Source organism: Nonomuraea sp. NPDC050536, assembly GCF_044457685.1.
Taxonomy (GTDB): domain Bacteria; phylum Actinomycetota; class Actinomycetes; order Streptosporangiales; family Streptosporangiaceae; genus Nonomuraea.
This window is the reverse complement of record NZ_JBITHD010000033.1, coordinates 14,056-27,413: the sequence shown is the minus strand read 5'-3', so window position 1 is coordinate 27,413 and position 13,358 is coordinate 14,056. Positions and strand designations below refer to the sequence as shown.

8 protein-coding genes are annotated in these 13,358 nt (G+C 72.7%); 3 read left to right on the top strand and 5 right to left on the bottom strand.

All coding sequences use genetic code 11. From position 1 onward, the window contains the following. Positions 1 to 42: 42 nt before the first annotated feature. Genes ACIBHX_RS48750 through ACIBHX_RS48740 form a run of 3 tightly spaced genes read left to right on the top strand, consistent with a single transcriptional unit; the run spans position 43 to position 5,071 of the window. Positions 43 to 1,890, top strand: a complete 1,848-nt coding sequence (locus ACIBHX_RS48750; protein ID WP_397075400.1) for an ABC transporter substrate-binding protein — start codon at positions 43 to 45, stop codon at positions 1,888 to 1,890. Next, positions 1,890 to 3,011, top strand: a complete 1,122-nt coding sequence (locus ACIBHX_RS48745) for an erythromycin esterase family protein (RefSeq protein WP_397075398.1) — start codon at positions 1,890 to 1,892, stop codon at positions 3,009 to 3,011. Before ACIBHX_RS48750 ends, ACIBHX_RS48745 begins: the two co-directional genes overlap by 1 nt. Continuing rightward, on the top strand, positions 3,008 to 5,071 hold the full coding sequence (locus ACIBHX_RS48740; protein WP_397075396.1) for a prolyl oligopeptidase family serine peptidase: 2,064 nt from the start codon (positions 3,008 to 3,010) through the stop codon (positions 5,069 to 5,071). The genes ACIBHX_RS48745 and ACIBHX_RS48740 overlap by 4 nt, the downstream gene beginning before the upstream one ends. On the opposite strand, the gene ACIBHX_RS48735 is transcribed toward ACIBHX_RS48740, so the two are convergent. The 5 genes from ACIBHX_RS48735 to ACIBHX_RS48715 form a co-directional block, all read right to left on the bottom strand. Beyond that, positions 5,049 to 6,728: a PucR family transcriptional regulator gene (locus ACIBHX_RS48735; protein ID WP_397075395.1), complete on the bottom strand. Its 1,680-nt coding sequence runs from the start codon at positions 6,726 to 6,728 to the stop codon at positions 5,049 to 5,051. The genes ACIBHX_RS48740 and ACIBHX_RS48735 overlap by 23 nt on opposite strands. A gap of 87 nt (positions 6,729 to 6,815) precedes the next feature. Beyond that, positions 6,816 to 7,922, bottom strand: coding sequence for an o-succinylbenzoate synthase (gene menC / locus ACIBHX_RS48730; protein ID WP_397075393.1), 1,107 nt, complete (start codon positions 7,920 to 7,922; stop codon positions 6,816 to 6,818). Continuing rightward, positions 7,919 to 8,806 (bottom strand): GNAT family N-acetyltransferase, encoded by an 888-nt coding sequence (locus ACIBHX_RS48725; RefSeq protein ID WP_397075392.1) that lies wholly within the window; start codon positions 8,804 to 8,806, stop codon positions 7,919 to 7,921. The genes menC and ACIBHX_RS48725 overlap by 4 nt, the downstream gene beginning before the upstream one ends. Continuing rightward, a complete protein-coding gene (locus ACIBHX_RS48720) occupies positions 8,799 to 10,007 on the bottom strand; it encodes a M20 family metallopeptidase (protein ID WP_397075391.1) in 1,209 nt (402 codons plus the stop codon). Before ACIBHX_RS48720 ends, ACIBHX_RS48725 begins: the two co-directional genes overlap by 8 nt. 267 nt (positions 10,008 to 10,274) lie before the next feature. Next, positions 10,275 to 13,280: a tetratricopeptide repeat protein gene (locus ACIBHX_RS48715; RefSeq protein ID WP_397075389.1), complete on the bottom strand. Its 3,006-nt coding sequence runs from the start codon at positions 13,278 to 13,280 to the stop codon at positions 10,275 to 10,277. Between the last annotated feature and the right edge of the window lie 78 nt (positions 13,281 to 13,358).

Sequence of the window (13,358 nt, the reverse complement as noted above, 5' to 3'; positions counted from 1 at the left end):
GCATCGTCAACGCACTCCGCACATTTCTTCAGGGAGCCATCAATGAAGCACCGAGGCCGCCTCTCCGCGACACTCGTCGCAGCCGTCGCCGTGCTGGCCACAGCGTGCAGCGGCGGCGGGGGCACGACGAAGGACATCGCCGGCAGCTACACCGCCAAGCCCACGCAGGCCGGCACCCCCAAAGAGGGCGGGACCGCCACGGTCGCGCTGACGCCCGGGCTCAGCCCCAACTACATCTACCCCTACCCGCCGGCAGCCGCCAACGGCACCGTCATCGCCCGCGGCCAGCTGTGGCGCTCCCTCTACCGGCCCAGCGGCGAGGGCGACCAGGTCGCCGACGCCAAGCTGAGCCTGGCCGAGCCGCCCGTCTACAGCCCCGACCGCAAGACCGTGACCATCAAGATGAAGGACTACAAGTGGTCCAACGGCAAGCCGGTCACGGCCGATGACGTCGTCTTCTCCCTGGCACTGCTCAAGGCCGCGCTCGCGGAGAGCCCGGCCAACTGGAGCTTCTACACCCCCGGTCAGTTCCCCGACGGCGTGAGCGCCGAGGCCGCCGCGCCCGACACGCTCACCCTCAAGCTGGAGACGGCGTACAACCCGTCGTACCTGCTGTCCATGCTGACGCTGCTGTACGTGCTGCCCTCCACCGAGTGGAACATCGCCGCCACCGGCGGCCCGCACCTCGACTACAAGCAGCCGAAGAACGCCAAGGCGATCTACAAGTACCTCACCAAGGAGTCGGAGTCGCAGGCCACCTTCGCCGGCAACCCGCTCTGGCAGGTCGTCAACGGCCCCTACCGGCTCAAGAGCTTCGACCCGACGACCGGCTCGTTCTCCCTGGCGCGCAACGAGTCCTATAGCGGGCCGGGAGAGTCGCGGCTCGACCAGGTCGACTTCAAGGCCTTCACCTCCGCCGCCGCCGTGCTCAACCAGTTCAAGGCCGGCACCCTGACCGTCGGCACGCTGGACTCCAGCTTCGCCGCCCAGATCGGCGAGCTGAAGGCCAAGGGCTACAACGTGTACGGCGCGCCCGCACCGGCCCGGTTCGACTCGCTCGTCATCAACTTCGCGAACACCGTCAACAACTTCGACAAGGTGATCAGGCAGCCGTACGTCCGACAGGCCCTGCAGCGGCTGGTCGACCAGCAGGGCTACATCGCCAGCCGCGGCATCTACAACGGCGCCGCCTCGCCGAACTACAGCACCGTGGGCACCGGATCTCCCTACCCGCCCGCCTTCGGCGACCAGCCGCCCTACCCCTACGACCCGGCCGCCGCCGAGAAGCTGCTCACCGACAACGGCTGGAAGGTGGCGCCGAACGGCTCCACCACCTGCGAGCGTCCCGGTACCGGGCCCGGCCAGTGCGGCGCGGACATCCCACAGGGGCAGACGATCAGCTTCACCCTGGCCTCCGCCAGCTCCCCGGCCTTCGTCGGCGCGCGTGACGTCGCCTTCGCCTCAGCGGCCAAGAAGCTCGGCATCGCTGTCAAGATCGTGACCAAGTCGCTCAACTACATGTACGCCAACTACGGCAACACCTTTGCCCCCGCCACCAAGAACGAGTGGGCGATGCAGGACTACGGCCCCCTCTACCTGGCGGCCGGCTACCCGAGCAGCAACACGGTGTTCAACACCGAGGGCAGCTTCAATCTGGGCAGCTACAAGAACGCCGAGGTGGACAAGCTGATCGCCGCCGCCACCTTCGGGGCGGACGAGAAGGCGCTGTCGGCCGAGGCGACCAGCCTCGCCCAGGACCTGCCGGTGCTCTTCCTCCCGACCCCGCACACGCTGGTGGTGTGGAAGAACACCCTGTCGGGCCCGCAGTCGTCGTTCAACGCCCTGATCAGCTTCCTGTACACGCCGGAACTATGGTATTTCCACGGCTAGTGCGAGACCTGGCCGGTGGCGCCAGGGTGGTGGCCCTCGGCGAGGGCGCGCACAACATCACGGAGTTCTACGAGCTCAAGGACGAGCTGTTCCGCCTGCTTGTCGAGGAGCACGGGTTCACCGCCTTCGTGATGGAGTCGGGCTTCGCCGAGGGGCTGGCCGTCGACGCGTGGATCCACGGCGGGCCCGGCGAGGTCGAGACGGTCGCCCGCGACGGGATCACCTACCGGTTCGGCGAGTGCGAGCCGATGCGGCGGCAGCTGACCTGGATGCGCGAGTGGAACGCGGCGAACCCGACGAAGGTCAGCTTCTACGGCATGGACCTGCCCGGCTCCTCCACCTCGCCCGGACCGGCCGTGCGCGCTTGCCTCGACCGGCTGCCGGAGCTCCCCGGCGACGAGGAGCTCCGTCGCCTCAGCGACCTGGGCGGCCGGACCGAGGCGGCGATCCGTTACCAGGCCATGCCGGCCGCCGAGCGGGCCCGACTGCTCGACGGCCTCCGCGACCTGGTGGAGCGTACGGCGGCGCACGACGACGGGGTCGTGCACCGGTGCGGGGCCTCGATCGGGGCCTTCCTCGCCGAGCTGGACGTGCCGGAGACCGGGCCGTACCCGCGCGAGGTGTTCATGGCCGACACCGTGCGCTGGGTCCTGGAGCGCGAGGAGCGGGTCGTCGTGAGCGCGCACAACGCGCATGTCCGGCGTACGCCGCTGCACGGTCGGCCGATGCTCGGCGGCCTGCTCGGCGAGGATCCCGTCGTCATCGGGATGACGTACGGCTCCGGCCCCGAGGTGCGCTTCACGCAGCGCTCGCCGCGCCCGTTCGACTGCGACGTCTCCCTCCACGAGCGCACCCTGCCGCCGAACGCCATCGAGTCGCGGCTGGAGCGCCTCGGCCCGCCCGTGGCCGCTGTCGACCTGCGCCACGAGCCGGCCGAGCTGTTCGATGGGGTGGACGGCACGCTGGCCGCCGGCGGCCTCGACCCCGTCGACGACTTCCCGGCCGCCTACGACGCGCTCATCCACGTCCGCCGGGTGACCCGGGTCCCCGGCGCGTTCGAGCGGCTCCGCGCGGAGCTCGAGGCCGAAGCCCAGCCCCCAGAAGAACCGGAGTCACCGTGACCGCTTCATACCCGCCCGCCCGCACCGTCGAGGACTTCGAGGACGTCGCCGGCGTGCGCGTGTCCGACCCCTACCGCTGGCTGGAGAAGGAAACCGAGGAGGTGCGGCAGTGGCAGCGGCAGCAGGCCGAGCTCGCCACCGCCGCCGTCTACGCCGGCCAGGATCCGGAGGCCGTCCGCGACCTGATCCGCGCCTACTACACCGGCTCCCGCCCGGCGCTGCCGAAGTACGCCTCCGGCCGCTGGTTCCGCGTCGTGGCCGCGCCCGGGGGCTCGGCGCCCGCGGTGGTCGTCGCCGACAAGCCCTTCGGAGACGGGCGGACGGTCGTCGACCTGGCCCGATCCGGCGAGGGCGAACACCCGCCGGTCGTGTCCTGGCTGGCGCCCGCGCCCGACGGCCGCGTCCTGGCGCTCGGCCTGTGCACCGACGGCAGCGAGCACAACACCATCCGGCTCGTCGACGTCGCCTCCGGGCGGCAGCTCGACGGCGCGCCCGAGCAGATCCTGCACAGCGCGTGGGCGGGCGGCGTCTCGTGGCTGCCGGACAGCACGGGCTTCTACTTCTTCGCGCTCACCGGCGCGCCGGAGGAGTTCCAGCAGGCGGTCTTCCTCCACCGGCTCGGCCGCGGGACCGAACCGGAGCCGATCCCGGTCGGCGAGGGCTCCCGCGAGTACACGCTCGTCCAGATGTCGACCGGCAGCCGCTGGGCCGTCGCCGCCCACCGGGTGGGCAGCCCCGTCCCGGTCGCGGTGCGCGACCTGTCCGACCCCGATACGGCCTGGCGGCCTTTCATCACCGGGTGCACGGGCACGATCGCCGGGCACGTCGTGGGCGACCGCTACATCGCGGTGACCGACGTCGACGCCCCGCGCGGCAGGGTGGTCGCCATCCCGCTGGACGCGGTCGACCCCGGCGACCCGGCCGGGTGGACCGAGCTCGTCCCGGAGGGGGACACGGTGCTGCGCTCCCTCACCCCGGTCGGCGAGCACCTCTACCTCAGCGAGTTCGACCGGACCTTCGCCGGCGTACGGATCCTCGACCACTCGGGAGACGTCACCGGCGAGGTCCCCCTCCCAGGCCGGGGCGCGCTCGCCGCGCCCTTCTTCCCGCTGACCGCCCTGGCCACCGGCATGCCCGCGGCCGACTTCGTCTTCGCCTTCTCCAGCCTCACCAGCTCGTGGGGCGTCTACCGGCACCGGCCCGGCGAGACGGAAACCGAGACGCTGATGCCCCCCGCGGTCATCCTCGACGCCGTGCTGGAGGAAGGCGAGGCACTCGCGCCGGACGGCGTCGCCGTGCCGTACCACGTGGTGCGCGGCGCCGGCGGTGCGCCGGCGCCGGTGCTGATCTCCGCGTACGGCGCGGCCAACGTGCCGCTCCTGCCGCAGTACCAGCCCGACCTGGCCGCCTTCGTCGCCGCCGGAGGCGTGCTGGTCCAGGCGTACCTGCGCGGCGGCGGCGAGTTCGGCCGCGACTGGTACCTGGCCGCGCACCGGGAGCGCAAACACGTCCGCGACGCCGACCTCGTCGCGGTCGCCGAGCACCTCCTCGCCACCGGCCTGACCACCCCCGACCGGCTGGCGCTGACCGGCGGCTCCGACGGCGGCCTCATGTGCGGGATCGCCGTCACCCGGCGGCCCGAGCTGTGGCGTGCGGTCCTGCCGAGGGCCCCGCTGCTCGACCTCATCGGCGGCACCCGCGACCCCTACCTCGACTTCGTCATCCGCAAGGCGTGGGCGGACCCGGACGACCCCGCCGAGGTGCGGCGACTCCTCGGGCTCTCGCCGTACCAGCTGGTCGAGCCCGGCGTCTTCCCGGCGGTCTACCTGCAGGCAGGGGCGACCGACCCACGGTGCCGGCCCTGGCACGCGCGCAAGTTCGCCGCGCGCCTGCAGGCCGCGCAGCGGGGGAAGGCGCCGATCCTGCTGCACGTCTTCGAGGACGCCGGCCACGGCGCGGCGACCGCCCACGACGTCGCTGTCGCACAGGACGCCGAGTGGCTGGCCTTCCTGATCAGCACGCTCGGCCTGCCGGGCGTCAGCCGTCCGGGGCTGACCTGATCGACATCAGGCGCAGCTGCAACATGGCCGACAGCCGCGCGCCCGGGTCGCCGAGGTCGAGCCGGCCGACCTCGGCGGCGCGGCGCAGCCGGTAGCGGAAGGTGTTGGGGTGCACGTGCATCGCGGTCGAGGCCACCGCGACGTCGCCGAAGGCGTCGAGCCAGGCCCGGAGCGTCTCGAACAGGCTGGTCTGGTGCTCCCTGTCGTAGGCGACGATGCGTGCGACGGCCCCGCTGGGGATGTCGCCGCGCGGGACGAGGTCGGCGAGCTCGATCAGCAGTGCCTCGACGTGCACGGCGTCCAGGCGTGCCACCTGTGGCCCGCCGATCCCCGAGCGCAGCACGCGCAGGGCGCGCTCGGCCCCCGACCGCGACCGGGCGAGCGCTGAGCTGTCAGCGGCCATCGGCCCGACCCCGATCAGCGGGCGCAGCCGCGAGCCGATGCGGGCCAGGAACTCGGTGGCGATCCACACCGCGCGCTCCTCGGCGTCCTCGCGGTCCTGCTCCCGGTTCTGCGGCAGGGGCAGCACGCCGAAGGCGACGTCGCCGATGAGGGCCGCGGCGGCTCGCGGGTGCGCCGCCGACAGGTGCATGGCGAAAGCGTCGGCCAGCCGCTTGCGCTCGGTGGCCAGCTGGGCGGGCAGCGAGTGCTCGGCCGCCGAGCCGACGACGGTCAGCGCGAGGACGACCGAGGGCTCGTCCTTCAGTCCGAGGCGGCGGACCGCTTCCAGCGACCCCGGCCCGCTCTCCAGGGCGGTGCTCAGCAGCTCGGCCCGCAGCCGCCGCTCCATGTCGGCGTCCGCACGCTGCCACACCATGTGCATCGCGACCAGCTTGGACGCCTCGTACAGCGCCTCGCTGCGCTCCTCGTCCAACGGTTCGGGGACGACCACCCAGATCGTGCCGAGGATCTCGTCGCCGGCCCGCACCGCGATCACCGCCCGGGACAGCTCCGGCGGCAGCGACGGGTCCACCGGCTCGGGCAGGGGCGCCACGTAGACCGGCCGGTCGCTGCGGTAGATCGACTGGAACACCCCACGCTCCTCCAGGATGCGTGTGTAGTGCTCCGGGACCTGGCGGCCCAGGATCGTCTGGACACGCGAGTGGTCGGCCTCCTCCTGCCGGCTGGAGAAGGCCAGCAGCCGCGAGTTGCGGTCCTCGATGGTGACGGGCGCGTCGAGCAGCGCGGCGATGGCGTTGGCGACCCCGAACAGGTCGCCGGACCTGATCCGGCCGGCCGTGTGCGCGTCCGCGTCGTCCAGCCCGCCGCCCTCGGCGGTCAGCGACCGGAGCATCCCCGCCAGGTACGTCCATGACGCGCCGCGCGCGAAGGACAGGACCGTCACCCCCGCCTCGCGCGCCGCCGCGACAAGAGCGTCGTCGGGCACAACCGGCGCGCGGACCACGAGGCCGACGGCGTCGTGCCGGCCGAGCTGGGTCACCACCCGGGCGAGGTCGGCCGGGTCGTGCATGCCGACGCCGAACACCAGCGCGCGGCTCGGCAGCTCGGGCTCGTCGAGCGGGTCGTAGATGACGACGCCACCGACGTCGCCGGCCTGCTGGACGTCGCCGCAGACAACGTCCAGCAGGGTGGAGCCGAGTTCCTCCAGGACGCGGGCGAGGCTGGCGCGCGGGAGGCTGGTCACGGGGACAAGCACGCGCCTGAAGCTAGCGCAGCGCGGGCGGGTCGGCGTTCGTTCAGCATGACAACAGGATGCTATCCAGTTCGTCGGGCCGGACCGACCTCAGGGGAGGGGTACCCACTCCGTGGCGACCGTCACCTCGTCCAGGACCTCGGGGATCGGGGCGACGCCCAGCCCTGGTCCGGTCGGCACCGCGAGGTGCCCGCCCTCCAGGACGAACGGCGGCGTGAGATCCGTCCGGTAGTAGCGCTCGGATGCCGAGGTGTCGCCGGGCAGGGTGAACCCCGGCAGCGCGGCGAGCGCCACGTTGGCGGCGCGGCCCAGCCCCGTCTCCAGCATGCCGCCGCACCATACCGGCACGCCGTGCGCCGCGCAGACGTCATGGATCCGCCTGGCCTCCAGATACCCGCCCACCCGGCCCGGCTTGATGTTGACCACCTGGCAGGCGCCCATCGCGATGGCGTCGGCGGCAGCGCGCGCCGAGACGATCGACTCGTCGAGGCAGATCGGCGTGCTGATCCTCCCCGCGAGCTCCGCGTGCCCGAGCAGGTCGTCCTCCGCCAGCGGCTGCTCCAGCAGGAGCAGTCCGAACGGGTCGAGCCCGGCCAGGTGCCGCGCATCGCCGCGCCCGTAGGCGGTGTTGGCGTCCACCTGCAACAGGATGTCGCCGAAGCGCTCGCGCACCGCGCGGACCGGCTCGACGTCCCAGCCGGGCTCGATCTTCAGCTTGATCCGCAGGTAGCCGGCCTCTAGGTAGCCGGCCACGGCGTCGAGCAGTTCGGGGATCGACTCGGTGATCCCCACGGACACCCCGCACGGCACAGTCTCGCGGACCGCGCCGAGGGCCCGGCCGAACGAGACCCCGGCCGCGCGCAGCTCGGCGTCCAGCACCGCCGTCTCCAGCGCGGCCTTGGCCATCCGGTGCCCCTTGAACCCGGCCAGCACCGGGGCGACCCGGTGCGCGTCCAGGCCGGCGACTCCGGCCAGCGCCGGGATCAGGTAGCGGCTCAGCACGTCGGCCGAGGCGTGCGTGTACTCCGAGGAGTACAGCGGCGCGATCCCCGCGCCGCACTCGCCCCACCCCTCGGCCTCGCCGGTGACGGCGCGCAGCACCAGCGCCTCCCGTACGGTCTCCGTCCCGAACGACGTCCGGAAGGGCGACACGAGCGGCACCCGGATGGTGCGGATCTCTACTCCGATGAGGTTCACAGCGACTCCCGCCTGTCCACGATGTACCAACCCGCGCGGTCGAAACCGCGCACCCGCGCGCCCTCGGCGAGCAGGTCACCAAGCACGTCCCGCAGCGCCGTACGCCACTGCGCGGCCAGCCCCGGGTCGTGCTCGCGCATGGTCTCGACGTCCCCGGGGACGCCGACCAGCACGGTGCGCGTGCCGGCGCGGCCGGCGACCGGCCCGCCCCTGGGCGAGACATCCAGCGCCACGGCCGCCTCCGCCGCGCGGGCGGAGGCCGCGTCGGCCGGCCTGGGCAGGCCCGCGCAGGCCGCCACGGTGGCCGGCGACTCCAGCCGCCACCGCGCCAGCACCCGGTCGGTGTCGTCGCTGCGGTTGATGTCGTCGTCCATCGGGCCGTAGAAGTTCGGGAGGTACTCATCCGTGTCGGCGGCCAGCTTGGTGATGTTGAAGTAGGCGTTGCGCCGGATCAGCGGGTCGTACGTCCAGCAGACCTCGCGGACGCCGCGCGACATGGCCCAGGCGCGCTGGTGCAGCTTCAGCGCGAAGCCGACGTTGCGTCCCTGCACGCGCGCCAGCACCCCCGCGATGTGACTGTGCAGGGCCTCGCGCGCGGGCGGGGAGAAGAAGCCGAAGCAGGCGCCCACCAGTTCATCCCCATCGAAGGCGCCGCTGATGTAGCTGCCCGCCTTCGCCATCGCCCGCAGCAGGTCGGCCGTCACCGGCGGGTTGTTCTCTCCGGTACGCCAGATGCGCTCGTACAGGCGGCGGACGGCCTCGAGCTCGACGACTCTGTCCAGAGGGCGGACGTCGATGCCCGCGCTGCGCGCGGCCGCCTCGGCTGCGGCGTACGCCAAGTCGACGGGCCGGGACCCGCGACGGTCGCGGATGAGATCAGTCACGCTGGTCATGGTTCCAGCCGGTCAGGCCCTGTAGCTGGTCGGCGAGCACGGGAGGACGGGCCCCGGTTCGTCCGAGCGGACAACCCCGCGCCGCGAGCAGCTCGGCGACCAGGGCTGTGAGCAGCCGCGTCCGCCCTGGCAGCTCCGCCACGACCACGTGCTCGTCGTCGGCGTGCGCCCCGCCGCCGACCGCGCCCAGCCCGTCGAGGGTCGGCGTGCCCACTCCCGCGGTGAAGTTCCCGTCGGAGGCGCCGCCGACGGCGACCGAGGCGAGCGGGCCGAGCCCGAGCGCCGCCGCGAGCCGGCGGGCCCGCTCGAACAGATCCGCGGACGCCGCGGCCGGGAGCGGCGGCCGGTTCGGACCGCCTTCGATCTCCAGCTCGGCCCCTTCCAGTGCGGGCCGTAGGCCCAGCATCGCGGCGTGGACGCGGATCTGCTCGGCGGCCTCCCAAACCCGGGCGTCGACCTCGAAGCGCGCCGATCCTGGCACGGTGTTCACCGTGGTGCCCGCCTCCAGGCGGGTCGGCGTGAGGGTCGTGCCCAGCGCGGGATCGCCCAGCCCGGCCACGGCCACGACCTGGCGGGCCAGTTCCACCGAGGCGTTGACGCCGCGCTCCGGCTCCAGTCCCGCGTGCGCGGCCCGTCCCCGCACCAGCACCTCGTAGCGCGAGACGCCCTTGCGCGCGGTCTTCAGTGCTCCGCCGGGCCCGGCGGCCTCCAGGACCAGCGCGGCGCGGCACCCGCGGGCCTCGCCCTCGATGAGCTCGCGCGAGGAGGGGGACCCAGGTTCCTCGTCACCGGTGATGAGCAGGGTCACGCCGTCCAGGTCGTCCAGTGCCGCCAGCGCGTGGAAGGCCATCACCAGCCCGGCCTTCATATCGAAGCACCCGGGCCCGCGCAGCAGCCCCTCGCGGACCTCGAAGGGATGGGTCCGCAGCGAGCCGACCGGCCACACCGTGTCGTGGTGCCCGAGCAGCAGCAACCGGGGCTCGCCGCCGAACCGCCAGCGCACGTGGGTGCGGCCGTCCACCACCAGCCGCTCCGCCTCCGCGCCCAGGAGCCGGGCGCCGACCTCGGCGACCGCTTCCGCGCTGCGGCCGACCGCGGCCAAGTCCTCGGACGGAGACTCGCAGCGCACGAGCCGCTCGATGTCGGGGATCATCGCGGCTGCGGCGGGACCTTCATTTCCTGATCGGCGCATCGCTCCAGCATGGTGAAGCGCGGCGGGCGCGGGTCTGTCCGACAGGCCAACATCGGCGCGCCTCGTTGGGACTGGGCGATGAATTGGGCGGCGCAGCCGGCCGCCCGGGATCAACTCGTGTTCAGACGGCGACGGCCATCTCGACACCGATGTACGCCTCGAGGGAGGCGGCTTTGCCGTCCTTCGCCTTGACGACCTGGACGATGTGCACATCACCCTGGCGCCTTCCGGAGGCCTCTACGACCAGCTGCTGTCCGTACCCCCGCTTCAGAGCGGGGCGTTCAGCTCCCCTCGTAGCTGGGCCGCCTCGGGGACCTCCATGTCGTCCATGAGCCGCAGAGCCTCCCCCCACTCCTCCGCCGGCAGCCCCTGGTCGGCGCGGAGCCTGGCCAGGCCGACCAGCGCGCGGGCCTGCTGGAACCGGTCACCCATGGCCCGCGTGAGCTCCAGCGCCTCCTGATGCCAGGCACCTGCCTCTTTCGGATGCCCGAGCGCGCGCTCCACCTCGCCGAGCCCGTTGAGCGCGCTGGCCTCGAATGTGCGGCTGCCGGACGCGCGCAACAGCTCCAGGGCGCGTCGATGGTGGTCGAGTGCGCGCTCGTGTTCCCCCCAGGCCAGGTAGATCTCGCCGAGACAGTCGAGCGTCTCCGCCTCCATGTCACGGTCCTCCGTCTCGCGTAGCGCGGTGAGCACCTCCTGGTAGAGGTCGTAGGCGGCCTGGAGGTCGCCGGTCGCGGCATGCACGCGGCCAATGTTGACCATGGAGTTCAGCTCGGAGTAGACGTAGGAGATCGACCTGGCCAAGTCCCGGGAGGCTTCCAGGTGTTCCAGGGCCTCACGGTACTCGCCGAGCCTGAACAGGGTGTTGCCGATGTCGCCGCGCGAGACGGCCACGCCCGGCTGGTCTCCGATCTCGGCGGTTATCTCCATCGCCCTCTCGTGCAGAGGGACGGCGAGTCGGTAGGCGCCGGTGCGCCAGTAGATCTCGCCGATGTGGTTGAGTACGTTGGCCTGCCCGGACAGGTGGCCGCTGCGCTCGAACAGGGCGGCCGCGCGCTCCAAATTCGCCAGCGCGGCGGTGTAGTGCCCCCGGAACACCTCGACCATCGCGATGTTGCCCAGCGCGCTGCCCTGGCTGCGTGGATCCTCCAGGGTCTCCCAGAGCTCCACGGCACGGCGGAAGCTCTCGTACGCCTCGTCCAATTCGCCGTTGCGGATCAGCCCCACACCGAGCGCGGTGAGCGCCGACGCTTCTCCCATCAGGTCGCCCGTGGCGTGCGCGGCACGTGCCGCACTGCGGTAGAGACGCCTGGCCTCCTCCTGCTGCCCGGCCATGTCGAGGTGCCGTACCAGCATCCGGCCGAGATCCCTGCCGCGCGCGGGTGACCGGGTGAGCGCCAGGTCGGCGGCTGCCACCAAGTTGGCGCGCTCGGCCTCCATCCATGCCTGCGCCTGCGCCGGGTCGGGGAACGCTTCGGTGTCGGGCCGGATGACGACCTCTCCCGGCAGGGCGAGACTGATGGCGGAGGACAGGCGGTCGAGGTAGTGGTCGAGCAGCCGCGTCACGGCCTCGTCCTGCTCGCCGCCGCACTCGACGGAGTAGGCGCGCAGCAGGTCGTGCATGCGCCAGCGGCCGGGCTGGTATGGCTCGATCAGCCGCGCCTCAGCGAGCGCTCCGAGCAGCTCGGCGGCCTCGCCGGTCGAGCAGCCTGCCAGCACCGCCGCGGCGCCCGGCTCGATGTCAGGACCCGGGTGCGCGCCCAGCCGGCGGAACATCGAGGCCACCGGCTCCGGCAGCGTGTGGTAAGACCAGGAGAACACGGCCCGCACACTGCTGAGCGGATCGCCCGCCACCTCGAGCAGGTCCAGCCGGTTGCTCGCCGATCGGAGCTCGGCCACCAGGTCAGGCATCGGGCGGTCGCCACGCGCCGCCCTCTCGCCCGCGACGCACAGCGCCACTGGCAGGTGGGCGCACAGCCGCGCCAGCTCTCGTAACGATGCGGCGTCGCCGTACGGGACGAAGGTCCGCAGCAGTGACTCGGCCTCGGCCGGGGTGAGCGTGCCGATGACGATGCGTTGTGCGCGCTCGCGGACGACCAGGCCGTGGAGCGGCACGCGGCTGGTGATCACCGTGGCGCAACTGTCCGCCGTCGGGAGCAGCGGCCTGACCTGCTGCTCGGAGCGGGCGTTGTCGAGGATGATGAGCATCCTGCGCTGGTCAAGCAGGGCGCGGAAGAGCGCCGAGCGGGCGTCGAGCCCGCCAGGGATGCGGGCGGGCGCGGTGCCGAGTGCGGCGAGGAAGTCGCCGAGCACGCGGGCCGGGTCCGCTGGGCCGGTCGGTGCGTGGCCGCCGAGGTCGGCGTAGAGGCTGCCGTCGGGAAAACGCTCGCGCACCCGGTGCGCCCAGCGCACGGCGAGCGCCGACTTGCCGACGCCCGCCATGCCCTCGATCGCGGAGATCACCAGCGGCGTCCGGCTGCCCAGCACCCTGTTCATCGCCGCCAGCTCCGTGGCGCGCCCGACAAATCCCGGCACGTCGTACGGCAGGCCGGCCGGAACAGGCGCGACCTCCTGCCGGTCCAGCGTGCTGTCACCCTCGAGTATGCGCTGGTGGAGCAGGCGCAACCGCGGTCCCGGCCCGATGCCGAGCTCGTCGGACAGACGCCGGTGGAAGGCCTGGTAGCAGTCCAGGGCCTGCGGCGTGTTCCCGGCGCGGAACAGCGCGGTCATCAGCACCGCCACGACTCGCTCCTCCAGCGGATGCTCGGCGAGCACGCCACCCAGCCTGTCCACGGCGGCGGTGTGACGGCCCTGCGCGGTCTCCTCCTCGGCGAGCCGGAGCCGCGCCGACAGGTGGAGCGCGATCAGACCGGCACGGACCTGATCCGCCCACTCGCCCTCGATGCCGGGTAGCGGCTTGCCCCGCCAGGCCTCCAGCGCCGTGGCGGGGTCCGTGGCCTGCAGGCGCTTGAAGCGCAGCGCGTCGACGTGGGCGGGTTCGACGTCGATGAGGTAGCCGCCGCCGCGGCGCAGGAGCCGGATCCCGGAGGGCGCGAGGACCTTGCGCAGCCGGGTGACGTAGCCGTAGAGCACGTTGAGCGCCGAGTCGGGCGGGTCGCTGCCCCACACGCGGGACACCAGTTCGGCGGTCATCACCGGCTCACCGGCGTCGATCAGCAGCGCGGCAAGAACGCAGCGCTGCCGGTTGTGCCCAGTGTCAACCTCGCGGCCACCGTCCTCCAGCCCGACCCAGCCGAGCAACCTGAATTCCACGCGGTTCTCCCGTTCAAGGATTCTTCAAGGTTTTTCGCCCGCCGCTCACTCATCGTCGTATCACCTCACTCCGTAAGG

Coding starts and splice junctions, on each gene's coding strand:
- ACIBHX_RS48750 (WP_397075400.1), top strand. CDS start 43: ATGAAGCACCGAGGCCGCCTCTCCGCGACACTCGTCGCAGCCGTCGCC.
- ACIBHX_RS48720 (WP_397075391.1), bottom strand. CDS start 10,007: ATGCGCCGATCAGGAAATGAAGGTCCCGCCGCAGCCGCGATGATCCCC.